The 26466-nt window shown below is 65.7% G+C and carries 26 protein-coding genes; 15 read left to right on the top strand and 11 right to left on the bottom strand.

All coding sequences use genetic code 11. From position 1 onward, the window contains the following. The 3 genes from F7R11_RS21920 to F7R11_RS21910 all read right to left on the bottom strand — a co-directional run bounded on the left by F7R11_RS21920 (position 1) and on the right by F7R11_RS21910 (position 2852). Positions 1 to 1191: an efflux RND transporter periplasmic adaptor subunit gene (locus tag F7R11_RS21920; RefSeq protein ID WP_064807879.1), complete on the bottom strand. Its 1191-nt coding sequence runs from the start codon at positions 1189 to 1191 to the stop codon at positions 1 to 3. Between the two features lie 24 nt (positions 1192 to 1215). Next, positions 1216 to 2430 carry a TolC family protein gene (locus F7R11_RS21915; RefSeq protein ID WP_315854001.1) on the bottom strand — a complete coding sequence of 405 codons (1215 nt, stop codon included), beginning with the start codon at positions 2428 to 2430 and terminating at the stop codon, positions 1216 to 1218. Positions 2431 to 2504: 74 nt separating this feature from the next. Continuing rightward, a complete protein-coding gene (locus F7R11_RS21910) occupies positions 2505 to 2852 on the bottom strand; it encodes a hypothetical protein (protein ID WP_064807884.1) in 348 nt (115 codons plus the stop codon). 208 nt (positions 2853 to 3060) lie between these two features. Between F7R11_RS21910 and F7R11_RS21905 the strand changes: the two genes are divergently transcribed. Together F7R11_RS21905 and F7R11_RS21900 are read left to right on the top strand one after the other, a co-directional pair. Beyond that, the gene (locus F7R11_RS21905) at positions 3061 to 3735 is read left to right on the top strand and encodes a heavy metal response regulator transcription factor (RefSeq protein WP_064809077.1); all 675 of its coding nucleotides are present in this window, start codon (positions 3061 to 3063) and stop codon (positions 3733 to 3735) included. Between the two features lie 8 nt (positions 3736 to 3743). Further along, the gene (locus F7R11_RS21900) at positions 3744 to 5141 is read left to right on the top strand and encodes a heavy metal sensor histidine kinase (protein WP_064809078.1); all 1398 of its coding nucleotides are present in this window, start codon (positions 3744 to 3746) and stop codon (positions 5139 to 5141) included. Positions 5142 to 5192: 51 nt separating this feature from the next. Here F7R11_RS21900 and F7R11_RS21895 read toward each other — a convergent pair whose 3' ends face one another. Continuing rightward, positions 5193 to 5555, bottom strand: a complete 363-nt coding sequence (locus F7R11_RS21895) for a DUF2917 domain-containing protein (RefSeq protein WP_021193614.1) — start codon at positions 5553 to 5555, stop codon at positions 5193 to 5195. A 344-nt stretch (positions 5556 to 5899) separates the two neighbouring features. On the opposite strand from F7R11_RS21895, the gene yddG reads away from it, so the two are divergent. Further along, positions 5900 to 6850, top strand: a complete 951-nt coding sequence (yddG, locus tag F7R11_RS21890; RefSeq protein WP_064807886.1) for an aromatic amino acid DMT transporter YddG — start codon at positions 5900 to 5902, stop codon at positions 6848 to 6850. A 21-nt stretch (positions 6851 to 6871) separates the two neighbouring features. Here yddG and F7R11_RS21885 read toward each other — a convergent pair whose 3' ends face one another. Further along, positions 6872 to 8383, bottom strand: a complete 1512-nt coding sequence (locus F7R11_RS21885; protein ID WP_064807888.1) for a M20 family peptidase — start codon at positions 8381 to 8383, stop codon at positions 6872 to 6874. A 212-nt stretch (positions 8384 to 8595) separates the two neighbouring features. On the opposite strand from F7R11_RS21885, the gene F7R11_RS21880 reads away from it, so the two are divergent. The 6 genes from F7R11_RS21880 to F7R11_RS21855 all read left to right on the top strand — a co-directional run bounded on the left by F7R11_RS21880 (position 8596) and on the right by F7R11_RS21855 (position 13994). Further along, complete coding sequence (locus tag F7R11_RS21880; RefSeq protein ID WP_064807890.1) at positions 8596 to 9405, top strand: MetQ/NlpA family ABC transporter substrate-binding protein; 810 nt, start codon at positions 8596 to 8598, stop codon at positions 9403 to 9405. A 20-nt stretch (positions 9406 to 9425) separates the two neighbouring features. Continuing rightward, entirely contained in the window at positions 9426 to 10562 is a 1137-nt protein-coding gene (locus F7R11_RS21875) for a methionine ABC transporter ATP-binding protein (protein ID WP_064807892.1), read from the top strand. Further along, positions 10543 to 11196, top strand: coding sequence for a methionine ABC transporter permease (locus tag F7R11_RS21870; RefSeq protein WP_021193609.1), 654 nt, complete (start codon positions 10543 to 10545; stop codon positions 11194 to 11196). The genes F7R11_RS21875 and F7R11_RS21870 overlap by 20 nt, the downstream gene beginning before the upstream one ends. A gap of 124 nt (positions 11197 to 11320) precedes the next feature. Continuing rightward, positions 11321 to 12358: an aliphatic sulfonate ABC transporter substrate-binding protein gene (locus tag F7R11_RS21865; protein WP_082932939.1), complete on the top strand. Its 1038-nt coding sequence runs from the start codon at positions 11321 to 11323 to the stop codon at positions 12356 to 12358. A gap of 2 nt (positions 12359 to 12360) precedes the next feature. Continuing rightward, the gene (locus tag F7R11_RS21860) at positions 12361 to 13200 is read left to right on the top strand and encodes an ABC transporter permease (RefSeq protein ID WP_064807895.1); all 840 of its coding nucleotides are present in this window, start codon (positions 12361 to 12363) and stop codon (positions 13198 to 13200) included. Continuing rightward, positions 13197 to 13994: an ABC transporter ATP-binding protein gene (locus F7R11_RS21855; protein ID WP_064807897.1), complete on the top strand. Its 798-nt coding sequence runs from the start codon at positions 13197 to 13199 to the stop codon at positions 13992 to 13994. The genes F7R11_RS21860 and F7R11_RS21855 overlap by 4 nt, the downstream gene beginning before the upstream one ends. Positions 13995 to 14060: 66 nt before the next feature. On the opposite strand, the gene F7R11_RS21850 is transcribed toward F7R11_RS21855, so the two are convergent. The 4 genes from F7R11_RS21850 to F7R11_RS21835 all read right to left on the bottom strand — a co-directional run bounded on the left by F7R11_RS21850 (position 14061) and on the right by F7R11_RS21835 (position 18483). After that, positions 14061 to 15896, bottom strand: coding sequence for a family 2A encapsulin nanocompartment cargo protein cysteine desulfurase (locus tag F7R11_RS21850; RefSeq protein WP_082932940.1), 1836 nt, complete (start codon positions 15894 to 15896; stop codon positions 14061 to 14063). Beyond that, positions 15871 to 16815 (bottom strand): family 2A encapsulin nanocompartment shell protein, encoded by a 945-nt coding sequence (locus F7R11_RS21845; RefSeq protein ID WP_021193604.1) that lies wholly within the window; start codon positions 16813 to 16815, stop codon positions 15871 to 15873. The genes F7R11_RS21850 and F7R11_RS21845 overlap by 26 nt, the downstream gene beginning before the upstream one ends. 89 nt (positions 16816 to 16904) lie before the next feature. Further along, on the bottom strand, positions 16905 to 17891 hold the full coding sequence (epsC, locus tag F7R11_RS21840) for a serine O-acetyltransferase EpsC (protein ID WP_064807901.1): 987 nt from the start codon (positions 17889 to 17891) through the stop codon (positions 16905 to 16907). A 67-nt stretch (positions 17892 to 17958) separates the two neighbouring features. Continuing rightward, positions 17959 to 18483, bottom strand: a complete 525-nt coding sequence (locus F7R11_RS21835; protein WP_082932941.1) for a rhodanese-like domain-containing protein — start codon at positions 18481 to 18483, stop codon at positions 17959 to 17961. Between the two features lie 217 nt (positions 18484 to 18700). Between F7R11_RS21835 and F7R11_RS21830 the strand changes: the two genes are divergently transcribed. The 5 genes from F7R11_RS21830 (at position 18701) to F7R11_RS21810 (ending at position 22955) form a co-directional block, all read left to right on the top strand. Then, a complete protein-coding gene (locus F7R11_RS21830; RefSeq protein WP_064807902.1) occupies positions 18701 to 20119 on the top strand; it encodes an aminotransferase-like domain-containing protein in 1419 nt (472 codons plus the stop codon). Between the two features lie 122 nt (positions 20120 to 20241). Then, positions 20242 to 21456 (top strand): type II secretion system inner membrane protein GspF, encoded by a 1215-nt coding sequence (gene gspF / locus F7R11_RS21825; RefSeq protein WP_064807904.1) that lies wholly within the window; start codon positions 20242 to 20244, stop codon positions 21454 to 21456. Positions 21457 to 21458: 2 nt separating this feature from the next. Next, positions 21459 to 21929: a type II secretion system minor pseudopilin GspH gene (gene gspH / locus F7R11_RS21820; protein WP_064807906.1), complete on the top strand. Its 471-nt coding sequence runs from the start codon at positions 21459 to 21461 to the stop codon at positions 21927 to 21929. Beyond that, complete coding sequence (gene gspI / locus F7R11_RS21815; protein WP_031328932.1) at positions 21916 to 22326, top strand: type II secretion system minor pseudopilin GspI; 411 nt, start codon at positions 21916 to 21918, stop codon at positions 22324 to 22326. The genes gspH and gspI overlap by 14 nt, the downstream gene beginning before the upstream one ends. Next, on the top strand, positions 22326 to 22955 hold the full coding sequence (locus F7R11_RS21810; RefSeq protein ID WP_064807908.1) for a PulJ/GspJ family protein: 630 nt from the start codon (positions 22326 to 22328) through the stop codon (positions 22953 to 22955). The genes gspI and F7R11_RS21810 overlap by 1 nt, the downstream gene beginning before the upstream one ends. A 15-nt stretch (positions 22956 to 22970) precedes the next feature. Here the strand turns inward: F7R11_RS21810 and gspK are convergent, their stop codons facing one another. Both gspK and F7R11_RS21800 read right to left on the bottom strand, forming a co-directional pair. Further along, complete coding sequence (gene gspK / locus F7R11_RS21805; RefSeq protein ID WP_064807910.1) at positions 22971 to 23951, bottom strand: type II secretion system minor pseudopilin GspK; 981 nt, start codon at positions 23949 to 23951, stop codon at positions 22971 to 22973. Next, positions 23948 to 24691: a hypothetical protein gene (locus tag F7R11_RS21800; RefSeq protein WP_064807912.1), complete on the bottom strand. Its 744-nt coding sequence runs from the start codon at positions 24689 to 24691 to the stop codon at positions 23948 to 23950. The genes gspK and F7R11_RS21800 overlap by 4 nt, the downstream gene beginning before the upstream one ends. A 496-nt stretch (positions 24692 to 25187) precedes the next feature. Here F7R11_RS21800 and F7R11_RS21795 point away from each other — a divergent pair, with 496 nt between their 5' ends. Next, positions 25188 to 26408, top strand: a complete 1221-nt coding sequence (locus tag F7R11_RS21795; RefSeq protein WP_021193594.1) for a substrate-binding domain-containing protein — start codon at positions 25188 to 25190, stop codon at positions 26406 to 26408. Positions 26409 to 26466: the final 58 nt, after the last annotated feature.

Here is a 26466-nt window from a genome sequence, read left to right as displayed (position 1 = left end):
TCAGTGGCCGTGATCGGCGGACTTGCCGGCTTCCGCCTTCAGCACGTAGCTGTTGGCGGCGGCGTAGCGCGTGCCGGCGGGCAGGCCTTCAACAATCTCTGTCCATGTGCCGTCGGTACGGCCGATCTTGACCGGGCGCACTTCGAACCCCGCAGGAACGGGGACGAACACCGAAGGCTTTTCATCCACCGTTTGCACGGCATCGGCGCGCACGGCCACGGGCACCTGCGTGCGGCCCGACTCCACCGACACGTTGACGAACATGCCTGGGCGCCAGGCCAGCTTGGGGTTGTCCAACGTCACACGCGCAGGTGCCGTGCGGGTCTGCTCGCCCAGCAACGCGCCCACGTACGACACTTTGCCCTGCACGGCGGTGCCGGTGGCAGTGGCATGGACGGTGGCGGCGGCGTTGGTGGTCACGGCTTCCAGGTCCTTGGCGGTAATCGAGAAATCTGCCCACACAGTGCGCAGGTCAGCCACGGTAAAGACTGCCGTCTCGGCCTGCACCGCCTCGCCTTGCGACAAATGCTTCGCAACCACCACACCGTCAAACGGCGCGCGCAGCTCGAAGCGGTTGAGCGTCGGCCCTGTCGGCGCCGCGCCGATAGCCGTCAACTTCTGGCGTGCGTTGTTCGCCGCAATGCGGGCTTCCTGCAACGACGTGCGGGCCTGCTGATAGTCCTGTTCGGCGGCAATGCCCTGCTCCCACAGGCGCTTCTCGCGCGCGTGGGTTTCCTGCGCCAGTGCCAGGCGCTGTTGCGCAGCCTGGAGCTCACTGCGCTGGTCTGACAGCGCGGGGCTCGACAGCACAGCAAGCAGTTGGCCTTGCTTGACAGGCTGGCCCAGTTCCACCGCCACCTTCTCGGCCACGCCCGCCACCCGCGGCACCACGTGTGCGGTGCGATCTTCGTTGAGCTTGATCTCGCCGGGCAGGACGACTTCCGTGCGCAGCTCCGTCACACCCGCCGTCTCCACGCCAATCTTGGCGTTGGAAATGGCTTCGGCCGTCATGGCGAGCGTCTCGGCGTGCGGCGCCTCGGCCTGCTCTGCAGCGGCGGGCGCGGGTGCGGCTTCTGCTTCGGTGGTGGCGGCCTGGCGTGCGCCCATGCCGAACCACAGCCCGGCGGCGGCCAATGTGCCCAGCACGACGATGAGCGCGATGGCGCGCCGTTGTTGCGGTGGAAGAGTCATGTCAGCAAAGTGAGAGGTGCCGGATCACCGGCCGAGAATGCGATCGATGCCGGCTGCCGCCTGGTGTGCGCGCGACAACGCGGCCAAGTACTGCGCACGCGCCTGAAACAGCGTGCGCTGGGCATCCAGCACATCGAGAAAGTTGAACTTGCCGGCATCAAAGCCAATGCGCGCGGCGTCATAGGCACGCTGCGCGCCAGGCAGCACGTCCTGACGCAGCGACTGCACAGCGGCGCGCGCCGCATCGAGCCGGGCAACGTCCTGGGCCAGAGTGGCGTTCTGTTCGAGTTGCAGCGCGCGGTAGTCTTCAAAGGCCTTGTCAGCCAGGCGCTGTGCTTCAAGCAGGTTGCCCTGGTTGCGGTCGAACAACGGCAACGGCACGGCAATGCCGAGCACCGCCATGTTGTTGTTCGCACTGCTGTCGCGCTTGATCCCCACGTTGACCATCACATCCGGCACGCGCTTGCTGCGCTCGACGTTGGCGAGTGCCTGGCGGCGGTCGATCTCCAGCCGGGCGCGGACTGCACGGGGGGTGTTGTCCAGTGTGGTGGTGGCCTGACGCGCTTCGCGCGGCACAACAGGCAGCACCTCGGCACTGCCGTCGGCTTCCGGTGCGGCATCCGCCCCACCCCAGAATGCAGACAACGCGCGCTGCGCGACCAGCAGTTCTGCACCCGCATCGCGCAACTCAATGGCAGCGCTGGCACGCGCCACGCCCGCCTTGGTCTGTTCCACAGGTGACACCTTGCCCGCTTGCACGCGCCGTGTGGCAGCCGACTCCGCCTGCGCAGCCAGCGTGTCGGAGGCCTGCGCCAGCGTCAGGCGCTCCTGCGCAATCAGCAAGTCAAAGAACGCACGTGTCACGTCGGCGCGCAGCTCGGCGCGCAGAACAGCTGCATCTTGCGAGACGGCGTCACGCCCCAGTTCGGCTGCACGCGTACGGGCTGCTCGCTTGCCGCCCAGCTCCAGCGGGATATTGAGTTGCGCCGTCATGGTGGCGCGGTTGCGGCGCACGTCTTCGGTGATGAACGCGGCCTCGGGGTTGCGCAGGCGGCTCGCCTGATCCACCGCACCTTCACTGGCGGCAATCTCGTAGCCCGCCGCCGCCAGCGCGGGATGCGTCTGCATGGCGCGCTCCACCGCTTGCTGCAGCGTCACGCGTTCGGTCTGGCCGGTAACCACATCGGCGGAGGCAATTGCAGAAAGGGCTGCCGGGGTGACAGGGTCAGTTGCCGCCACGGCAGCCAAAGGAGCGGCCAGAAGACACGCAAGGGCCGCTCCAACGGGCCGATAGAGCCAGGGCTTGCAACGCATCACACGAGGGCGCCGTCGGTGTACGGATTGCGCTCGCGCGGGCCATGCGTGTCGGTCAGGCCGCCATCGGTGTACGGGTCGCGCGGGCCGATGCGGGCTTCGAGCACGGCTTGTGCGGCGGCGCCGTCGGTGTACGGATCGCGTGCGCCGTTTTTGGCGCCGTCGGTGTAGGGGTCACGCGGGCCAGCCTTGGCCAGCGGCGCGGTCATCGACTTGACCTGTCCCATCTGCGGCAGACAGCAGGCGTCGTGGTGGTCTTGCGCGGCCACGGCAGGGCCGGACGCCAGCAACGCTGCCAGCGCGGCAGAAGCGGCCAGGGGCAATACACGTTGGAATCGAATCGCCATGATGATCTCCTTGGATAGTCCGACACCAGCAAGACAGGAAGGGGGGCGGTGTCAGTGGGGCCAGTCTAGGGAGGGGGTCGCCACGCGGGCATGACCTGAACATGACAAACTTGTCATCTTCGGCCCCGCGGCTGGGGTTTTGGCATATCGTGGCGGCATCGGCAGCCAAGACGGGAGCGCCCTACCGCGCGCGCCCGCAACTTTCATCATGCGACTGCTCATCGTTGAAGACGAGCCCAAAGCGGGCGACTACCTCCTGAAGGGCCTGACGGAATCCGGCTTTGTGGCCGATCTCGCCCGCACCGGCCCGGATGGCCTCTTCCAGGCCATGGAACACGACTACGACCTGATCGTGCTCGATGTCATGCTGCCCGGCATGGACGGCTGGCAGGTCATCCAGCAACTGCGCCGCCAAAAGAGCACGCCGGTGCTGTTCCTGACCGCGCGTGATGATCTGAACGATCGTCTGAAGGGCCTGGAACTGGGCGCCGACGATTACCTCGTCAAACCCTTCGCCTTTGCCGAACTGGTGGCGCGCGTGCGCACCATCCTGCGGCGCGGCCCGCTGCGCGAGAACGAAGTCCTGGAAATTGCCGACCTGAGCATCGACACCATCAAGCGCCGTGTCACACGTGCCGGTCAACGCATTGACCTGACCGCCAAGGAATACGCGCTGCTGCATCTGCTGGCACGCCGCGCAGGCGAGGTGCTGTCGCGCTCGCTGATCGCCTCGCAGGTGTGGGACGTGAACTTCGACAGCAATACCAACGTGGTCGACGTGTCGATCCGGCGCCTGCGCGCCAAGGTGGACGACCCCTTCGAGCACAAGCTGATCCACACGTTGCGCGGCATGGGCTACGTGCTGGACGCGGTGGGGCGCTAATGGGCGCGCTGATGCGCTGGCCTGCATCGCTCGCCGGCCGGCTGGTGCTGGCCTTCGTTGTGGTGGCGGCCGTCACGCTCACCGCGGCCGGTGCGTATCTGTACTACGCGCTGAACGCCCAGTTGCGCGCCACTGACGACACCATGCTGCTCGGCAAGATCACGCAGCTGCGCCACCTGACCAGCGAGGCGACCAGCGCAGACGACCTGGCGCGCAGTGCGCACCGCTATACCGACGTGGTCTCTGGCCATGACGGGCTGATCCTGCGCATGGCCTCGCCCGAGGGGCGCACGCTGATCGAGGTCAATCCGGAAGGCGAATCGGTGACGATGCCACCTGCCATTCCGGCCGAAACGTCACCCGCTGAATCGGCCGTGCACACCTGGACGTCGATGTCTGGCATTGCGTCGCGAGCAGTGGCGGCGGAGGCTTGGCTTGGGCAGACCGGCACCAAGGTCATCGTGCTGGTAGCACAGGACGGCGACAGCCGCGCTGCGCTACTGGCCAACTATCAGCGGCACATCGTCTTTGCGGTGGTGGGCGGTGTGGCTGCCGTGGCGCTGCTGAGCCTGCTGCTGGTGCGCAGCACGTTGCGTGGGCTGGAGCGCATTGGGCGACAGGCTGCGGCGGTGGTCCCCAGCCAGCTCGACACACGTCTTGCGCTTGAGGGGGCACCGCGCGAGCTGGCTGACCTGCTGGCCTCGCTCAACGCCATGCTCACGCGCCTGCAGGACGGCTTTGCGCGGCTCTCGCAATTCTCGGCAGACCTGGCGCACGACTTCCGCACGCCGCTGGCCAACCTCGTCGGCCAGACTGAAGTCACGCTCGCCCACCCGCGCACGGTGGAGGAATACCGCAGCGTGCTCGAATCCAACCTGGAGGAATACGCACGCCTGTCGCACATGATCGAAGACATGTTGTTTCTGGCGCGCGCCGATCACGCGCGCGTGGCGTTGTCCGTAGCGCCGTTGGACGCACGACATGAAATTCAGGTGCTGGTGGACTACTTTGAAGCCGTGGCCGCCGATCGCGAGATCGCCATCCACGTCACGGGCGATGCGCAGGTGCATGCAGACGCGACGTTGCTGCGCCGCGCGATCAACAATCTGCTGGACAACGCGCTGCGCTACACGCCAACGGGTGAGCGCATCGATGTGGTGGTGGGACGCCTGCCCCAAGCGATCAGCATCGCTGTGCGCAACCCGGGGCCAACCATCCCGGCCGCGAGCCTGCCACTCCTATTCGAGCGCTTCTACAGGGAAGACCCATCGCGCACGCAATCCAGCCAGTCCACGGGGTTGGGACTGGCCATCGTGAAGACCATCATGGACCTGCACGGGGGTACGGTGCAGGCCAGCAGCCCGCCGGGTGGGCGGACCGAGTTCCGGCTGGTGTTTCCGGCTTAACGACGCTTTGGTGCCCGTCGTTCAAGTCCCCGCAGTTCAAGTCCCCGCCGTTCAAGTCCCGATCCGCAGCGCCGACGGCGTACGTGTTGCATCACGCCCGTCATCACGCAGCACCTGCCGATACGCCGCGGCCACCAATTGGCCGATGAAGCGCAGCAGACGGCGCGGTGCGTTGATGTCTTCCGTGACGGCAAAGCGCGCTGCCATGCCGTCTGCCGGGTCGCCCGAGAGCCAAAAGCGTACGCCTGCCGGCACGTCGATCGATTGACCAGGCTTGAGCCAGATGTCCTGCATCTGATGTTCTTGCGTGACCCACAACAGCCCGGCTTGTGCGGCGATGGTTTGGGTCCGTGCCGACCGCCAGCTCACCGGCACGCCCGGCCGGTCCAGTTCGAAAATCCTGATTTCGCGCATGATGGAGACTCCTTGTGCCGGGGTTCGTGGTGGATGTATTTGGTATCGGGCACTGCTGGTCGGCACAATTCCATCTTGCGCGGCGCGTCAAGGCATTGACATGAACAGTTGCGAACAGTTTGGCTGAACTGTTCAGCATCTTTCGCGAACAGTTTGCCGCGCCCAATCCAGCGGAAAACATTCGATTGCTAAACTGGCGCCCCTCCGTCCCTTTGCCCGTCAGGCACCCCCTTCATGCCCTACCTCTCCGGCCAGGATCGTGTCCTGCTGGTCAGGTTGGAACCGGGTGTGGTAGGTATGGACAGTATTGACTTCAGATCGACGAATCCGTGCAGGCAAGCGTTATGCAAAGCAAAAGTAGAGCAACACTCATCGGACTCATTGCGGTGTTGCTGTGGAGCTCGATCGTCGGCTTGATCCGCGGCGTCAGCCAGAACCTGGGGGCGGTGGGCGGCGCCGCCATGATCTATTCCGTTGCCTCGGTGCTGCTGTTGTTCACCGTGGGCCTCGGCAATCTGAAGACGTTTCCCCGGCGTTATCTGGTGTGGGGCAGCCTGCTGTTCGTTTCGTACGAGCTGTGCCTGTCTTTGTCGATCGGCTATGCCAACAGCGGCCGGCAGGCCATCGAGGTGGGGATGGTCAACTACCTCTGGCCGACCTTCACGATGCTGTCGGCCATCGCATTTAACAAGCAGCGCGCGAATGCCCTGATCGTGCCGGGCGCGTTGGTCTCCATCCTGGGGATCTGTTTCGTGCTGGGTGGGGACCAGGGGCTGGACCTCGCCGGCATGGCCGCAAACGTGAAGGACAACCCGCTCAGCTACGGTCTGGCCTTCGCAGGGGCGGTGATCTGGGCAGCGTATTGCACGGTCACCAGCCGCATCGCTGGGGGCAAGAATGGCGTCACGCTGTTCTTCATGCTGACGGCGCTCACCCTGTGGATCAAATTTTTCACAACGGGCGGCGGTGCGATGCACTTCAGCGCACCGGCGGCCATCTATCTGGCGCTGGCGGCCTGCGCGATGGGGTTCGGCTATGCGGCCTGGAACGTCGGCATCCTGCACGGCAACGTCACGGTGCTGGCGGGTGCGTCGTACTTCATCCCCGTGTTTTCCGCCGCGCTGGCGGCTGCGCTGCTGCATGCCCCGTTGTCGTTCGCGTTCTGGAAAGGCGCTTCGATGGTGGTGGCAGGGTCGATCCTGTGCTGGCTCGCGACGCGCGGACAACGCGCAAAAACATCGTCCGCGCCCAAGCCAACGACTTCACACGAGCAGCCGAGCGCCCACGGACAGTGAGCGCCAGGCGGTGCCCGCGCCTCAGCTCGCTGCCTGTTGCACCAGTCGGTGGTAGAAGCGGATCAGCTCGACCAGGTTGGCCTCGGTAATCCGCTCGTTGGTGCCGTGAAAGCGCGGCAGGTCTTCGGGTTTGGCACGCACCGGCGAGAAGCGGTACACGTGGTCCGCAATGCCAATCATGTGGCGCGAATCCGTTGCACCGATCATCAACCCCGGCGCCACCACCGTGCCGGGAAACAGCTCACGCACCGTCTTGTTGATCAACTGATACGACGCCGATTGCGTGGGCGACACCGGCGAGGCTTCGCTCACGCCCGGCAGGTTGCTCACCTCGAACTTGCCGTTGGGTGCCGCGGCCTTAGCGGCGTTCTCCACATGCTCGGTGATTGACGCCACGGTATCGCCCGGCAGCAGGCGGAAGTTGACGATGGCCTCGGCACGGCCGGGCAGCACGTTGTCCTTGTTGCCGGCCTGAATGACGGTCAGCGCGGTGGTGGTGCGCAGCATGGCATTGGAACTGGCAGACGCCTCCAGCTGCTTCTGCACCAACGGGCCGAACAGCCACAGGTTCGACAGCGCGACACGGCTGAAGCCCTGCATCTCGGGCGCCAGCGTCTGGAACATCTCCTGCGCCACACCACGAATGCCGGCGGGCAGCTGATCGTCGTCCAGGCGCTTGAGCGCGGCGCTCATCATGGCAATGGCGCTCTGCCCATGCGGCGGTGGCATCGACGAATGCCCCGGGGTGGCCGACACCTTGAGTTGCATCGACAGGAAGCCCTTCTCAGCCACGCCGATCAGCGCGGCCGGCTTGGTCAGCCCCGGCAGCACGCCTTCGGTAATCAGCAGCCCTTCGTCGATCACGAAATCAAGGCGTTCGCCGCGCGACTTGAGCAGCGCGGCGATCTGCTTGGCACCACGGTCGCCACCCACTTCTTCGTCGGCACCAAAGGCCAGGTGGATGGTGCGGCGTGGCTTGAAGCCGCTGGCGGCCAGCAGTTCGATGGCTTCCATCTGCGAGATCAGGTTGCCCTTATCGTCCCACGCGCCCCGGCCCCAGACCATGCCGTCCTTCACCACGCCGTCGAAGGGCGGTTCTTTCCAGTCGCCTTCCGTGCCGGAGGCGATGGGCACGACATCCTGGTGGGCCATCAGCATGATGGGCTGCAATGACGGGTCGGTGCCCTTCCAGGTGTAGAGCAGCGCAAAGTCCCCCACCTGCTCGCGTTGCAGCACGGCGTGCGCCTTGGGGTAGCGCGTCTCCAGCATGGCGTGCAACTGGCGAAACTGGTCGGCGTTCAACTGCGCGTCGGTGGCGCTGGAGACGGTGCGCGCACGCACGGCCTCGGCCAGGTGCGCCGCTGCGGCGGGGCCGTCCACGGCCACCGGCGTAACGGCCGGCACATCGAGCTGGCGCGAGCCATGCCGCCAGGTGTTGAAGGCCACATAGGCCGCCACCACAACCACCACTGCAATCACGAGCCGCAACAGCCGCCCGATCACAGCACCACGACGTTTGTACGACGCTTTCATTGGGTCTCCGCTCCTTGAGGGTGAACTGCCTTCGCCCGGCATGCGTGCACCGAGCGTAAGGCGACAGTATCGCCGCACTGGCGTGCCGCCGCCAGCACACCTCAACACGTCACCATGCCCTGACCGAGTAACCATCTACGCAAATATTCGTGGGAATAGGGTCACCCGCCATGCTGGAATCACCCCATGTTCCCTTTGCGGTATGCACACCCATGAAGCTCACACATCGACTCTTCCTCGCCCTCGCCACCCTCACATTGACCGCTGCCGCGTATGCGGCACCGTTGCGCATTGGCGTCACGCCCGGCGCGCTGGCCGATTCCGTAGAGGTGGCCGCCGCCGAAGCCCGCAAGCAGGGGCTGGACGTCAAGGTGGTCGAACTGACCGACTGGACCACACCCAATGTTGCGCTCGCCTCGGGCGATCTGGATCTCAACTACTTCCAGCACCAGGCTTTCCTGGACAACGCCATCAAAGAGCGCGGCTATGCATTCAAGAGCGTCGGCATTGGCGTGCTGGGCAACATTGGTTTGTATTCCAGCAAGATCAAGCGCCTGTCCGATCTGAAGGATGGCGCGCGCGTGGCGGTGGCCAATGACCCCGTCAACCAGGGCCGCGGCCTGTTGCTGCTGCAGAAGGCGGGGCTGATCAAGCTGCGCGATGGCGTGGGTGCGCGCGGCACCCTCAATGACGTGGTGGCCAACCCGAAGAAGCTCAAGTTTGTCGAAATCGAAGGCCCGCAACTCGTGCGCGCACTGGACGACGTGGACCTCGCGCAGGGCTATCCGGCGCACTTCGTCAATGCGGGCAAGGGGGACATTGCCGGCGCTGGCCTGCTGTACTCGGGCATCGACGACGAGTACTTCGCCATCCGCTTCGTGTCGCGGCGCGACAACGCGGGCGACCCGCGCATCGCGCGCTTCATCAAGCTGTATCAGGAGTCGCCGGCCGTGCAGCAGCAGATCCACACGTCGTATGCCAACGACAACAAGCTCTACACCCTGCCCTGGCTCAAGCGCTGAAACGATGACCCGGTAACGCCATGACCACACTTGTCTCGAACCCCGTCCACGCCTGGTCCGACGCGCCCGCGCCCCATGCCAGGCCAGCCGACGCCGTTGTTGCCACGCCCACCGCCGGCACCATCACCTTCCGCAACGTCGGCAAGACGTACCGCGCGGCGGCGGGCGATGTGCACGCGCTGCAAGGCATCGACCTCGACATTCCGGCCGGTGGCATCTTCGGCATCATCGGGCGCAGCGGCGCGGGCAAGTCCAGCCTGCTGCGCACCATCAACGGGTTGGAGAAGCCGACCAGCGGGCAGGTGTTGGTGGACGGCGTTGACGTCGGCACGCTTAGCACGCAAGCGCTGGTGGGGTTGCGCCGGCGCATCGGCATGATCTTTCAGCACTTCAATCTGCTCTCCGCCAAGACGGTGTGGGAAAACGTCGCGCTGCCGTTGAAGGTGGCCGGCGTGCCAGCGGCGGAGATTGCGCAACGCGTGGATGCGCTGCTGGCCCTGGTTGGGCTGGAGGGCAAGCAGCACGTGTATCCGGGGCGTCTGTCCGGCGGGCAGAAGCAGCGCGTGGGCATTGCCCGCGCACTGGTGCACCGGCCGGAGATCCTGCTGTGCGACGAAGCCACCTCCGCGCTCGACCCGGAAACGACTGACGCCATCCTCGCGCTGCTGCGCGACATCAACCGCCGCCTGGGCCTGACCATCGTGCTCATCACGCACGAAATGGGCGTGATCCGCGACATCTGCGACAACGTTCTGGTGCTCGAAGCCGGTCGCGTTGCAGAGCAAGGCCCCGTGTGGCGCGTCTTTGGGGACCCGCAGCACGACGCCACGCGCGCCCTGCTGCAACCGCTGCGCGGCGGCCTGCCCGACGACGTGGCGGCACGTCTGCAGCCCGCCCCGCCCACGCGCGGCGCCTTTGAGCAGCTGATTGAGCTGGGCTACACCGGCACGGCCGCCGTGCCCGAGCTGGCGCAGATCGCCCAGGCGCTGCGCTACCCGACACGCCTGCTGCGCGCCGATCTCGACCGCATCCAGGGCCGCACACAAGGGCGCTTGCTGATTGCCGCAGCGGGCGGTGCCCTCTCGCAAGACGCGCTGGCGGCCTTGCAACTGTCTCAGTCCACCCGGAGCCTCGGCTATGTCCCCGCTCACGATTGACCGCATCTGGCAGGGCCTGCTCGACACGCTGACGATGGTGTCCGCATCTGCGCTGATCGCCGCGCTGGCCGGCATTCCGCTGGCGCTGATCCTGGTGCTAACGGCACCGGGCAGCACGCTGGAATCGCCCCGCGTGCACCGTGTGCTGGGCGCACTCATCAACGGCTTTCGTGCCACGCCCTTCATCATCCTGCTGGTGGCGCTGTTGCCCTTCACGCGGCTGGTGGTGGGGGCCACCATTGGCGTGTGGGCGGCGGTGGTGCCGCTGTCGATCAGCGCCACGCCATTCTTTGCGCGCATTGCCGAGATCAGCCTGCGCGAAGTCGATCGCGGCCTGGTAGAAGCCGCGCAGGCCATGGGCTGCGAGCGCCGCCACATCGTCTGGCACGTGCTGCTGCCCGAGGCGCTTCCCGGCATCATCGGCGGCTTTACGCTCACCATCGTCTCGCTGATTGGCGCATCGGCCATGGCGGGCGCGGTGGGCGCAGGCGGCCTGGGCGACATCGCCATCCGCTACGGCTATCAGCGTTTCGACACCACGGTCATGGCGGTCGTGATCGTGCTGCTGATCGGGCTGGTGAGCGTGGTGCAGTGGGTGGGAGATCGATCGGTGCAGCGGCTGAAGGCACGTTGAGCCGCGTGCGCGCACCATCGCGCGACTATGCATCTGCGCAATCCTTCGTTGTTGCGGTTGCAGTGGCGTCCTTAAGATGGGCGAAGGGGTCGGAGGGCCCTTTCATCCATCACACCGCACTACCATGACGCCGACCCACGCGCGCCTGCGCCTGCTTTCTCCTGCAACGTTCCGTACGCTGTTGCGCCGACTGGCGAGCGCCGCCATCGCCACGATTGTCACCCTGAGCACACTTGTGCTCGCACCCCATGCCCAGGCGCAGAACGCTCTGCCACAAGAGATTCGGCTGGACTACGCCTACTACTCACCGCCCAGCCTGGTGCTCAAACGCTTCGGCTGGCTGGAGGAGGCGCTCAAGGCCGACAAGGTGAACGTGCGCTGGGTACTGAGCCAGGGCAGCAACCGCGCGCTGGAGTTTCTCAACAGCGGCAGTATTGATTTCGGCTCCACGGCCGGCCTGGCCGCCGTGCTCAGCCGCGCCAACGGCAACCCGATCAAGGGCGTCTACATCTACAGCCGCCCGGAATGGACCGCGCTGGTGGTGCCCAAGGATTCACCCATCCGCTCGGTGCGGGATCTGAGAGGCAAGAAGATCGCCGCCACCAAAGGCACCGACCCTTACCTGTTCCTGTTGCGCAGCCTGCACGACGCCGGCCTGCGCAAGACCGACATCGAACACGTCAGCCTGCAACATGCCGACGGCCGCGCCGCGCTGGAGCAAGGCCGTGTTGATGCATGGGCCGGGCTGGACCCGCTCATGGCCGCCAGCGAACTGGAATCCGGTGCGCGGCTGCTCTATCGCAACGTGAACTACAACACGTACGGCCTGCTGAACGTCAACGAGGCATTTGCCGCCAAGTACCCGCAGGCAGTGGAGCGCGTGCTGGCCGCCTACGAGCGGGCGCGCGTGTGGATCCTGGCCCACCCGGATGAGACCGCGCGCATCGTATCGGAAGAAGCCAAACTGCCGCTGGCCGTGATCAAGGTGCAATTGCTGCGCAACGACTTCAGCCAGCCGGTGCCTGGGCAGCAGCACATTCAGGCGCTGACAGCCGCGGCCCCCATCCTGACCGAGGAAAGCCTCGTCAAGCCGGGAACGGACGTTGCCCAGGTCGTCCGCACGCTCATCGAGCCGCGTTATGCGCGCGCAGTCGTCCGCTGATCATGTCTGCCGAGCCCGCCACGCTGAGCACCCCGGCTCCGCCTGTCACCGACGATGCGCCCGCACGCATCCGTCTGGCGTTGCATCCGGGTAACCGATTCGTTGGGCTGGTGCTACCGATCGTCGCGCTGCTGTGCTGGGAAGGCGCCGTGCGTGCGGGCTGGATTGCCGCCAACCTGCTGCCGCCGCCCTCGGAGCTGGCAGCCACCCTGCGTGAGCTGGTCACCGGTGATGCGCTGCCCGCCCACATTGCCGTGAGCGTAGTGCGCGTTCTCGCGGGGTTCGCCATGGGGGCAGTGCTTGGCATCGTCTTGGGCACCGCCGTTGCGCTCAACCGGTGGACCGCCGCCCTGCTCGACCCGACGTTCCAGGCGCTGCGCGCCATTCCTTCGCTGGCCTGGGTGCCGCTGCTGCTGCTGTGGCTCGGTATCGACGAGGCGCCCAAGGTGGTGCTGATCGCCATCGGCGCGTTCTTTCCGGTGTACGTGGCCGCGCAGGCAGGCATCCGCAATGTCGATCGCAAGCTGGTGGAAGTGGGCGTGATGGCGGGACTGCGGCGCGGGGCGATCATTCGGCGCATTCTGGTGCCGGCCATGTTGCCGCATCTGTTCACCGGGCTGCGTACCGGGCTGAGCGTGGCGTGGATGTTTCTGGTGGCGGCGGAGTTGATTGCCGCCACGCGCGGCCTCGGCTACCTGCTCAGCGATGGCCGCGAAACCGGCCGTGCGGACATCGTCATCGTCGCCATCCTGATCCTGGCCGTGCTGGGCAAGCTGAGTGACAGCGTGCTGCGCGCGCTGGAGTCTCGCAGCCTGGCCTGGCGCGACAGTGCACTGCCATGAATGCTCCGACGCATCCCTCCCTCCTGCGCCACACCGATCAACCGCTGGTCGAAGTTCGCGTGGACGCACTCCGGTTCGGCACGCAAACCGTGCTGGGGCCGATCCGCTTTGACGTGTCTGCCGGTGAGGTCGTTGTGGTGCTGGGTCCCAGCGGCTGTGGCAAGAGCACGCTGTTGCGGATCGTGGCGGGTCTGGAGTGTGGCCACGTCGGCCAGGTCACGGCGCACCAGCACGCCCCTGCCGACCACGCCGGTCGTACCGGCTTCGTGTTCCAGGAACCGCGCCTGCTGCCGTGGCTGACGGTGGCCGAGAACGTCGGCTTTTCGGCCGGCTTGCGCCGGGATGCCGCGCTGGCTGACCCGCGCGTTCGCGCCCTGCTGGCTGAAGTCGGCCTGACCGATGCGGCAGCGCTACTACCCAAGGCGCTGTCCGGCGGTATGGCGCAACGCGCCGCGATTGCCCGTGGGCTGTTTACCGAGCCACCCCTGTTGCTGCTCGACGAGCCCTTCAGCGCGCTCGACCCCTTCACCCGCATGCGCCTGCAGGATCTGCTGTTGCAGCTTGCGGCACGACACGGCACCACGCTGTTGATCGTCACGCATGACGTGGACGAGGCACTGCACCTGGCCGACCGCATCCTCGTCCTGGCACCCGAGCCGGGGCGCATCGTGGCAGATCTGCCAGTTGACGTACCCCGCATCGTTGCGGGGCCAGCCGTCATCCGCCCGCGCCAGCATGAACGGCTGACGGCATTGCGTGCGGAAATCTTCACCCACCTTGGCACCGTCGTCTGATGAAAAGAAAACCGCCGATCCGACACACGAAGCATCGGATCGGCGGCAGACCTTCCTTTCTTGATGTCAGCGCCGCGCCAGCGCGCTCACTACACGCACCAGTTCGTCCACCTCCTCGCAGGTGTTGTAGAACGCCAGCGACGGCCGCACCGTAGCTTCCACCCCAAAGCGCCGCAGGATCGGCTGCGCGCAATGGTGGCCGGAGCGCACAGCGATGCCCTCGCGGTTGAGCGCCGCACCCACCTCTTCCGTGCGATACCCCGCCAGCGTGAACGACAACACACTCGCCTTGTTGGCGGCCGTGCCGATCAGCCGCAAACCGGGAATGCGCGACAGCCCATGCGTGGCATACACCAGCAGGTCGTGCTCATAGCGGGCGATGTTTTCCAGGCCGATGCGATCGACGTAATCGAGCGCAGCGCCCAGCCCCACCGCATCCGCAATGTTGCCGGTGCCGGCCTCGAAGCGCGCGGGCGCTGACTGGTACAGCGTCTTCTCGAACGTGACGTCGGCAATCATGTTGCCGCCGCCCTGCCACGGGGGCAGCGTGTCGAGCAGATCCTGCTTGCCATACACCACGCCAATGCCCGTCGGCCCGAAGATCTTGTGGCCGGAGAACACGTAGAAGTCCGCATCCAGCGCCTGCACGTTCACGCGCAAGTGCGAGACCGCCTGAGCGCCATCCACCAGCACGCGCGCACCGGCCGCATGTGCCAGCGCGATGATCTCCTGCACCGGCGTGACCGTGCCCAGCGCATTCGACACCTGCGTAACGGACACCAGCTTCGTCCGGCTGCTCAGCAGCTTGCGGTATTCGTCCAGCAGGATCTGGCCGCTGTCGTCTACCGGAATCACGCGGATGCGCGCCCCCACCTGCGCAGCAAGCTGCTGCCACGGCACGATGTTGGCGTGGTGCTCCAGGTGCGAGACGACAATCTCGTCCCCGGCGCCGATGTGCTGGCGGCCGAACGTCTGCGCGACGAGGTTGATCGCCTCGGTGGCGCCGCGCACGAAGATGATCTCGCTAGACGACTTCGCACCCAGGAAGCGCGCGACCTTGTTGCGTGCACCCTCGTAGGCATCCGTGGCACGCGCGGCCAGCTCATGCGCCGCGCGGTGGATGTTGGAGTTCTCGTGCGCGTAGAAATACGCCAGCCGATCGATCACCGCTTGGGGCTTGTGCGTGGTGGCGGCGTTGTCCAGCCAGATCAGCGGCCGGCCATTCACGCGCTCGGCCAGGATCGGGAAGTCACGCCGAACCGCTTGCACGTCGAACGTGCTGGCGCGATGCGGCTGGTGGCTGGTGTCACGTGACGCTTCCAACGTAGGCACCGTGGGCGGCGCAAGGAAGTAGAACTGCCCCGCCTGCGCCGCGCCACCGGGCTGCCGCAACGCGTCCGGCCCAGCGGGTGGCGTGCCCGCCGCGCCATCAATCAACCGTGCGAGCGCATCGGTACCCGGCAGGTGGAACGGCTGCGCCGAGACACGATCATCCGGCACACCCGCCTCCGACGCCGCCACCCCCGCATGCGGCACGGCGGACTGGTAGCCGCTCGCCTCACCCAGAAAGTAGTACGGCGAACTCGGGGCCGAGACGGGATGCGCCGGTGCAGGCTGACCATGACCGGATGCCGCCTGCGGCAGCGCCGCCGCGTACTGCGTGGGCACGCCGAGCACAGGCACCTGCGGCTCGATCGGTGCCACGTCGGCAACGGGCAACGCACTCAGTTGCGGCGATGCACCTGCCGGCGCCAGATCGATCGCCTGCTCCGGCTCGCTGCCTGGCAGCGCCGTGAAGAACGCGTTGGCCAACTGCGCCAGCGTGGCCGGGTCAGGCAAACCGGTCGGCAGCGCCAGGCCACTCACGCCGGGTGGGTTACTTGTAGGTGTCGGGGTAGTCATGGTACTTGCCGATCTCCACGTCTTCGAGCACCGCCAGCGCATCTTCGGTCAGCACGGCCAGCGAGCAATACAGCGAAATCAGATACGACGCGATGGCGTTCCGGTTGATGCCCATGAAGCGCACCGACAGACCCGGGCTCTGCTCGCCCGCCACACCCGGCTGATACAGGCCGACCACGCCCTGGCGCTTGTCGCCCACGCGCAGCAGCAGGATCTTGGTGCGGCCGTTCTCGTCAATGGGCACCTTGTCCGACGGGATCAGCGGCAGGCCGCGCCAGGTGATGAATTGCGAGCCGAACAGGCTGACGGTGGGCGGCGGCACGCCACGGCGCGTGCACTCGCGGCCAAACGCGGCAATCGCCAGCGGATGCGCGAGGAAGAACGCCGGCTCTTTCCACACCTTGGTGATCAGCTCGTCCAGATCGTCCGGCGTGGGCGCGCCGGTGAGCGTGGAGATGCGCTGCGTTTCATCCACATTGGCCAGCAGGCCGTAGTCGGGGTTGTTGATCAGCTCGCTTTCCTGACGCTCCTTGATGGTCTCGATGGTCAGGCGCAGCTGCTGCTGAATCTGGTCGTGCGGGCTGCTGTACAGGTCGGACACGCGGGTATGCACGTCCAGCACCGTCGTCACCGCGTTGAGGAAGTACTCGCGCGGCTGGTCTTCGTAATCGACGAAGGTTTGCGGCAACTCCGCCTCCGCCTCGTCGCGCTGCGAGCAGGCGACACGCACATCGCGCGGATTCTTCACGCGGTTCAGGCGGAAGATGCCCGCCTCCACCGGCTGCCACTGCAGCAGGTGCACCAGCCAGCGCGGGCTGATGGTGGACAACTGCGGAACGGTCTTGGTCGCGTTCGCCAACTGGCGTGCGGCGCTGTCGCCTAGCGCGGTGCGCACGTCCTGGGTATCTGCTTCTGCCATGCAATGACTCCCAACTTCATTTGAGGAAAAATGCGCTCCGCCCTACAGGTGGAGCACGGTGGAAAAAACGGGAATGGGCGCGTGACGATTCAGCGCGTGGCAACCTCGCCGCGCGCTTGGAGCGCATCGGTTTGCGCGTCGTTCTGCACGTTTGCCTGCGTGATGCTGCTGCCGGGTGGCACGCTGCGCGTGAGCCACACGTTGCCGCCAATGGACGAGCCGCGCCCGATAGTGATGCGCCCAAGGATGGTCGCCCCGGCGTAGATGACGACATCGTCTTCCACCACCGGATGGCGCGGCGCGCCCTTCTCCAAATGGCCTTCGGCGTCTGCAGAAAAGCGCTTGGCGCCCAGCGTCACCGCCTGGTAGATGCGCACGCGCTCGCCAATCACGGCGGTCTCGCCAATCACCACACCGGTGCCGTGATCAATGAAAAAGCCGCTGCCAATCTGCGCGCCGGGGTGGATGTCGATGCCGGTGTCGGCATGCGCAGTCTCGGCCACCATGCGCGCGAGCAATGGCAGTCCCGCGCGGTACAGGTGATGTGCAATGCGGTGGTGAATGACGGCGAGGATGCCCGGGTAGCACAGCAGCACCTCGTCGACGCTGCGGGCGGCCGGATCGCCGTGATAGGCGGCCAGCACGTCGGTGTCGAGCAACCGGCGCAACGCCGGCAGCGCCGCCGCGAAGTCGCGCACCAGTTGTACGGCGTCGGTATCGGTATGGATGTCGGCATCGTGTGCGCCAGCCTGGCGTGCGGCGTGGCGCAGCTCAAGCCGGACTTGCGCGACCAGAGCATTGAGCGCCGCATCGAGCGTGTGCCCGACGTAGAAGTCTTCACTCTCTTCGCGCAGGTCCGTCGGCCCAAGCCGCATGGGGAACAGCGCCCCGCGCAGCGCGTCCAGGATCAGCCGCACGGCCTCGCGCGAGGGCAGCTCTCGACCCGTGGCTTCCGTACGGCCGTTGCGCGCACGCCAGTCGGCACGCGCCGTGTGCAGTTCGCTAACAATGCGGTCCAGTTGCCAGCCGGCGCTTTGCACGGGCGCAGGCCGCCCCGCGATGATGCTGTCGCTCATCGTCGCTCCCCTGTTCAGTGTTCAGTGATTGGTCTTGTGGTTGGGTGCTGCGCGCCAGCGCGGGACTTCAGTCCTGCTGCCAGGGCAGACCCCAGCGGCGCCAGCCGCCGGCCTCGCCGCGCTGCTGCTGTTCATCGAGATCGCCCTCGAAGCCTTCGAGCACGTTGAACACGTTGGCGAAGCCTGCCGCTGCGGCGGCTTCGGCTGCCGCCGCAGAGCGCTTACCGCTTCGGCATAGCAACAACAGCACCGCATCCTTGGACGCGGCCTTCTCCAACTCGCGCAGGAAGCGCGGGTTCTTGAGCATGGCGGGGCCCGTCTGCCAGGCAACATGCGCGGTGTTGGGCACACGGCCCACGAACTTGCGCTCCTCTGCGGTGCGCACGTCTACGAGGATGGCCTCGCCGCGGCTAGCCAGCGCCCAGGCCTCGGCCGGTGAGAGACCGCCCGCATAGCGCAACCCTTGTGCGGCAGCGTGGGCGCGTGCGCGCTCCAGCAGGGCGTCAGAAGGCGTCGCCAATACACTGTCGAGCACGGCCTGAACGGCCGGATCACGCGCAACAGCGGCAGCTTGAGCAGGGTTGGAAGACATCGGACCTCCGGCTTGGCAACAATGAATGATGGACAAGCCCACTCTAGCCGTGGGTGATATTTGATAAAACGAATAAAACCGCCCTTCGATCAACGTTTATCGCATAAGGCGGAGGTCAGCGCGCCTTCCCCTTGCACAGCGGGTCGCTACAATGCAATCACTCACGAACAGTTGCATGTGACTGTTCTGCATCATCCGCTACGGAGGGCTGCCGCCCATGAAGCTCCTGATCGACGCCACCACCCGCGTGCCCATTGCTGACCAGATCGTGGCCGGCGTGCAGGCGTGGATTCGAGACAACGATGTGCGGCCAGGCGCCAAGCTGCCGTCGATCCGCCAGTTGGCGGCCGAGTACAGCATCAGCCGCTTCCCGGTGATCGAGGCGTATGACCGGCTGGTGTCACTGGGGCTGCTGGACTCGCGCCACGGCTCGGGCTTCTACGTGGCCGAGAGCGGCCTGACCGGGCGGGCAGGACGCGGCTGGTCTGACCCGCGCCGGGCGGAGATCGAATCCGATCACATCCTCGAGCAGTTCAACTACCCCGATGCGTCACTTAAGCTGGGCGGCGGTTTTGTGCCGGCGGACTGGCGCGACCTGGACGGCCTCACGCAGGCCATCCGTCAGGTCTCGCGCACCGACGTGGAAGCCGTCATCGACTACGCCACGCCGCTGGGCAACACCGCGCTGCGCCAGCAGATCATGATGCGCGCCCGCCAACTGGGCATCCAGGCCGAGCTGCCCAATGTGATGATGACGGTGGGCGCCAGCCAAGCCATCGACCTCGTCATCCGCCATCTGCTCAAACCCGGTGACACCGTGTTTGTAGAAGACCCGGGCTACTACAACGTGTTTGGCCTGCTGCGCCTGCATGGCGTCAAGCTGGTCGGCATTCCTCGCACCGCCGACGGCCCCGACGTGGAAGTGACCGAGGCGATGCTGCGCGAGCACCGCCCCAAGCTGTTCTTCATCAACAGCGTGCTGCACAACCCGACGGGCTCGGTGCTGTCACCGCCGGTGGCGTTCCGCCTGCTGGAGCTGGCGCGGCGCCACGGCTTCGTATTTGTGGAAGACGACATCTTTGCCGACATCCAGGGCGACCCGACCGCGCGGCTGGCTACGTTGGACCAGCTCGAACACGTGATCTACGTTGGCGGGTTCTCCAAGACGGTGTCGGCATCGCTGCGCGTGGGTTACCTGATTGCGCGGCGCGATCTCGTGCAGGATTTGACCGACGTGAAGATGCTCACCAGCGTGGGTGGCTCGCGCTTTGCAGAGGCCGTTGTCGCCACATTGCTGGAACGCGGCGCCTATCGCAAATACGTCGAGCGGCTGCGCCAGCGCATCGGCGATTCGATCATCGCCTCGCTCGATGTGCTGACCGACGCGGGCTGGGAGGTGTTTCACCACCCGCCCGGCGGCAACTTCCTGTGGGCGCGCGTGCCGCACGTGGAGGATTCCCGGGACCTTGTGACTGCGGCGGAACAGCATGGCGTGACGCTGGCGCCCGGTAGTTACTTCCGGCCGAACCTGGAGGTCTCGCCCTGGGTGCGGATCAACACGGCCTACACCAGCGAGGCGCGCGCTCAGGCCTTCCTGCAAGAGATGGGCCGGCGCCCGGCGCGCAAGCGGGCCTGATTCTGCCGCGCATGTCGCACTGACACGCTTGTGCAAACTTTCGCACACCGCAGCGCCATCTTTGTTGTCTAGAGTCGGTCCGGCTTTGCTGATGAACCCGCAGTTCTCGCCCGTTCTCGCTCATGCCGACCTTCCGCTACGAGGCCGTCACGCCGGCCGGACAACTGCGCCGTGGCGTCATCGACGCCGACGGCAGCCGCGGCGCGCGCACCCTGCTGCGCTCGCGTGGCATGACGCCGATCGACGTGTCGGCCGTGGCCGAGCGCACCGCCGGCACCAGTCTCAACGGGCTGCTCGGCCATCGCCTGGGCACCACCGAGCAAGCGCTGTTCACGCGCCAACTGGCCAGCCTGTTGACGGCCGGGCTGCCGCTGGACGAAGCACTGTCCGCTCTGGCGGCTGAAGCCGAACGCGATTACGTACGCGACCTCATCAGCACGCTGCGCTCGGAGGTAGTGGGCGGGCAATCGCTGTCCGGTGCGCTCGCCCGCCATCCGCGTGACTTTCCTGACATCTATCGCGCCCTCGTCTCCGCCGGCGAGCACACGGGCAAGTTGCACGTGGTGCTCTCACGCCTGGCCGATTACATCGAGGGCCGCAACGCGCTCACGCAGAAGATCAAGCTGGCCTTCACCTACCCGGCCGTCGTTACCGTGGTGGCATTCGGCATCGTCGTGTTCCTGCTGACCTACGTGGTGCCGCAGGTGGTGGGGGTGTTCACGACGACCAAGCAGAAGTTGCCGACACTGACCATCGTCATGCTGGCCTGCAGTGACTTCGCCCGCGACTGGGGCTGGTTGGCTGCCATGGTTGCGGTGGGCATCGGCGTGGGTGTCAAACGCCTGCTGCGGCGCCCTGGCCCCCGACAAGCGTGGCACGGCTGGCTGCTCGGTGCACCGCTGGTCGGCCGGCTCGTGCGCGGCTACAACACGGCGCGCTTTGCCAGCACGCTGGCAATTCTCATCAGCGCGGGCGTGCCGATCCTGCGGGCGCTACAAGCCGCCGGTGAGACGCTCAACAACGTGGTGCTGCGCCAGAACGTGGAAGACGCCATCAGCCGCGTCCGTGAAGGCACATCGCTCTCGCGGGCGCTGGCGCATGCCAACCGGTTTCCGCCGGTGCTGGTCCACTTGATCCGCTCGGGAGAATCCACCGGCAACCTCGCCCCCATGCTGGACCGCGCAGCCGAGGGCGAAACACGCGAACTGGAGCGCCGCACGCTGTTCATCACCGGTCTGCTGGAGCCCGCACTCATCTTGAGCATGGGCGTGATGGTGCTGCTGATCGTGCTGGCCGTGCTGATGCCGATTCTCGACATCAACCAGATGGTGCGCTGAGCATGCGCACCGGCATGCACGCACGCGGCTTCACGCTGCTGGAGATGCTGGTGGTGGTGGTCATTATCGGCATCGTGATGGGGGCGGTGGTCGTCAATGCACAACCGAGCCAGCGCACGGTGCTGGAACACCAGGCGCAGCGCCTGATATTCTTGCTGCAGGCGGCGCACGACGAGGCGCGCCTGCGCTCGCAGCCCATCGTGTGGGAGGCCACGCCCGAGGGCTATCGCTTCCTCATCCGCGAGCGCGATACGTGGCAACCGTTGCGGGGCGACGTGCTGCGCGCGGGCCAATGGCGCCAGCCGTTGTCTGCACTGTCGCTCATGCAGGTGGGCCGCCCCGCGCAATCCGGCAGCGTGCGCGTGCTGTTCGGCCGCGAGGCCATCGAGCCGCCCATCACCCTGCGCATGGCGGTCGACGCGGCTCAGGTCGCTATCGTCACCACGGGCCCGAGCCGCTATGTTGTGCAATAGACCCGGGCGGCGGCGCGCTGCCGGCTTCACGTTGCTGGAAGTGCTGGTGGCGCTGGTGATCGTGGCCGTGGCGCTCGGTGCCTGCCTGCGGGCGACCGGCTTGCTGGCCGATTCCAGCGCTGGCATGCGCGAGCGCACGCTGGCGCAATGGAGCGCCGCCAACCACCTTGCGCGCATGCGCCTGGCCAATGCTGTACCGCCGCCGGGGCTGCATCGCACACCGTGCAGTCAGGGGCGCATTGCGCTCACATGCGAAGACACGGTCATCGTGCTGGAGAACCCGGTATTCCATCTGGTCGTCGTCTCCGTCTATCGCGAAGGCGAAGGGTTGGAGACGCGCGTGCGCCTGGCGCAGGTGGCCACCGTGCTTGCCGACATGTCCAACCAGGCCTTCTGATGCTGATGCAGCGCGCCCGTTCGTCCGCCGGCTTCACCCTCATCGAAATGGTGATCGCCATCACCATCCTGGCGATCATTGCACTGATCTCGTGGCGCTCGCTGGACGGCATCATCCGTGGCCAGCATCGGCTGACGGACAGCCTGGAGGAGACACGCGCCATCGACCGTCTGTTCGAGCAGCTCGATACCGACTTTGGCGAGGCCGTGCGCGACGACGATCTCGGTCAACCATCTGTTGTGTTTGGCGATGGCGCCCTGCGCATCGTGCGCATGCTGCGCGACGCGCGTCAGCCGATCCGCTGGCAGGTGGTGCGCTATCGCGTGGACGGTGGCTCGCTCATCCGCGAAGCTTCGGTGCCACTCAACGAGCGCGGCTCCGCACGTGAAGCGCTGAATGCCACATTGCCGGAGCGACTGACGCTGTTGGAACATACATCGGCGCTGCAAGTACGTGGGTGGACGACACAGGGGTGGCGGGCGTTGTCGGCAGATGCATCGCGTCCTGCATCCGCCGTGGCGGTCCCCGGCATGCTGTGGCGGATAACCCCCAACGCCATGACAGGCCTGGAAGTGACCGTGATGGTCAATGACGCGCCCTATACCAAGGTCGTTCTGGCGGATCTGTAGCGTACGGCTCCCGCTTCAACCATCAATGCCCGGCATAACCGGCTCGTGCACCCACAGCACAGAGGTGCGGTAACGCTCGCCGATGCCCTCTCGCAAGATCAGCGCATCGAGTGAACGTGTGGCCCGCCCGTTGCGCAACCGGCTGTGCGCGATGAAGTAGCGACTGCGCGTTTCCAGCAGGATGTCGCCCTGCTCGGCCGAGCCTGGCGCAATGGCCTTCAGGCGGTTGGTCAGGTCCCCCATATCGCGAAACCATGCCCTGTCACGGCTCGACACCAGCGCAGCCGCCTGCCCCGGCGACAGACCACGAATCGTTGCCGCCAGCACCTCCGGCCCCGCCGTGTTCAGGTTGACAGACGTAGGCTCGGGCAGCACCACCACATAGGGCGCGAGCTTGCGTACACCGTCGGCCGTATAGCCGGGAATGCGCACCAGGTCTTCCGGCTGCGCGAGCGCGAATGCGGAAGATGCCTTCGCGTCAAGACTGCGCAGAATGGCCGTGGCCGTCAGTGCCGCCAACGACGGATCGAGGTCGGCTTTCGCCAGCAACTGCTGATACACGCGCACACCTTCCGGCCGGATGCCCGGCGGCTTGCCGCCTTCGGCAGCCGTCACCAGCGTGTTGAGATTGAAGCGCGCCTGCGCATCTTCAATGTAGCCGTCGACGCGCATGTCCCCCGCGGCACCGAACGCCTGCGCGCCCGCCTTGCCCAGCACGCTGGCTACCGGCAGATCGTTGACGGGGGCGGCCCAGCGCTGGCCGAGATGATCGGCGGGCGCGGTGCGCGCGTTCTCACGCAACAGCATGCGCGCCCACTCCACAGAGGCCCGCTGCATCCACACCGTGTCGGCGCGCAAGCGTTGCACCTCTACCGTGCGGATGGCGGCCTTCTGGCCAGCAAACATCGTCGCCACCAGCGTCACCGCCATCGCCACCACCAGCAGGGCGGTGACGACGGCCGCGCCCCGCTCACAACGTATGCGGCTGCGCTTCATGCCTCCGCCCGGCGCAGATAGGTCCAGAACGCACCCACATCCTCCGCGTTCACGTTGGGCTGTGCCTCTTCAAGATACGTCTGCGACAAGCTCACCTCCTCCATATGGAACAGATGCTGTTGCGAGGGCAGCAGCGTCGCGCGTGGATGTGTGTAGTGCGCGCGAAAGAAACGCGGCGGTGACCCACGCTGCGTATGCAGGTCGTGCACATCGCGCACGGACGAGTCGAACCAGAAATGCAGCCAGCGCCCGCCGCGTTGCCGCCCCGCCAGGATGAAGCCCGCATACGACAGCAGGATGTACGGCACGCTCGCCGACTTGAGTTCTTTGTACGCCCACAGGTTGCGTGCCGAGGCGTAATCGAGCAAGGCAATGAAGCGTGCCATGGACAGCGTAGGCGCATGGTGTGGCCGCTTCATGAACGCAAAGTGCCACTGCCATTGCGCGAGAAAGCGCTCGCGGTTGCGTTGCGCGAGTGCGGCATCCGCTTGCTGTTCGACCGTGATGTCGGTCGGCGCCTCGCCATTGCGCACGAGCGGGCAGCACAACCGCTCGCCGCTGATATGGCTGAAGCGCGGCTTGAGCTTGTCGCTCTTCGAACCGATCACATACAACGCCCCATGGCAGATCGGGCAGCGTGCGCGCGGCACATGTTCGGTCTTTGCCAAGTGACCAAATTCTTCCAGGTACATCGCTACCGTCAACATGCGCTCTTCGGTCGGATGCAAAGCCAAGTTCATGAATGGACCTCATGGTTGGATGGATCTGCAACGCCCCCCCTCTTGTGATGCCTTACGTCTTGCGTTGTGCCTTGCTCTGCTTTGGAGCGAGATCAAAAAGGCAATACGCGCCCCTGGCTGAATACGCCATGGTTTGTTCTCAATTGAATTTCAATCTGAATGCAATCAGACAACTCAATTGTTTTGATTGCATTCCGCATTTGTGCATGGTGCAATGCCTTACGCCTGTCACCGTGAAACCCAAACGCAGAGCCCGCCTCTAATTGACGAACGGCGCCCCGTAAAACCGCACACGACTTATATTTCACGGCCTTCAAATCGCAGAAACTCATGACGCAAGTGCATGAGCTAGCGCCATCGCTTTTTCATCTGCTTATCCCGCCTGATTCACACCCGGCATCAATACTCTGCATGCCGATGTGAATGCATTCATGCGTGCACATCGGCAAAACAACACAACTTGTATTTGCTGATCCCTATTCCTCTGGAGCACTCCATGAAGCTGAAGCAAGTCATGATTCAAGCCGCCTGCGCCGCGCTGGCCCTTGGCACCGCCACGGTGGCCTTCGCCGGCACGCAACCGAACCCGAGCCCGGCATCGCCGGTGGTCGTTGGCGGTGGCGCTTCGCTGCCTGAGTTCCTGTACGGCTCGGAAATCGCTGCGTTTGGCCCGAACCACATCTATGCCGTGACGGGCAGCGGCGCCGGCAAGACCGCATTGCTGACCAACGCTCCGGCCGCCTTCAACAACGCCTACCAAACGCCGCGTTCCGACACGACTGTGCACTTCGCCGGTAGCGACTCGGTGCTGAGCAGCACGGAAATCAACACCTACAACACGAACCGCCGTCCCACGGAAGGGAACCTCGTGCAGATCCCGTCGGTCGGCACGCCGGTCGGCATCCCGTTCAAGAAGGATGGTCTGAGCGCGGTTACGCTGAACGACGACCAACTGTGCGGCATCTTCTCGGGCCAGATCACTGACTGGAGCGCTATCGATAGCTCGGTTTCCGGCACGATCAAGGTCGTCTACCGTTCGGACAGCAGCGGCACGTCGGAAATCTTCACGCGCCACCTGAACGCCGTTTGCACGAGCGGCGGCAACTCGAACGTCGCTTTCGTGGTGAGCACGAAGTTCTCCGACAGCTTCCCGGGCGGTTTCCCGAGCAACTTCGTGGGTGGCAACCTGAGCGCAGGTGTACGTGATGGCGTGGCAACTGGTAACGCAATCGGTTACCTGAGCCCCGACTACATCAACACCACGCTCGCCCCGAGCTCGGGTGTTGCCACGCAAAACCTGGCCGCCGCTTCGCTGACCAACGCAACCGACGGTCTGGACTATCAACCGACCTCCTCCAACACCACGCAGGCACTGCTTTCGCTGCCGGCAGTGGGCTCCGACCTGTCCAAGCCCGAAAGCTGGGCGCTGACGGTCGCTACCCCGGCCGCTGGCTACCCGATCTCGGGCTTGACGTACCTGGACCAAGTCCAGTGCTACAAGGACGCCACGGTGCAAAGCAAGATCCTGGGTTTCCTGGATCGTCACACGACGTACTCGGGTACGAACGACAACCGTCCGCGGATCCGCAACAACGGTTTCGCTCCGCTGCCGACCACGCTGGTCAGCGCCATCCGCGACAATCTGATCAACAACGTCAACGGCAAGAACGTCAACATCGGCAACACCACGGCTTGCGCAGGCAAGGCTGGTCGTTAATCGAGTGCGACATTGGCAGCGGTTCGCCGCTGTCGCGAGGTTTGAGCCCGGCATTGCC

It is taken from the genome of Ralstonia insidiosa, from assembly GCF_008801405.1.
Taxonomy (GTDB): domain Bacteria; phylum Pseudomonadota; class Gammaproteobacteria; order Burkholderiales; family Burkholderiaceae; genus Ralstonia; species Ralstonia insidiosa.
This window is presented reverse-complemented; position numbering and strand designations above follow the sequence as displayed.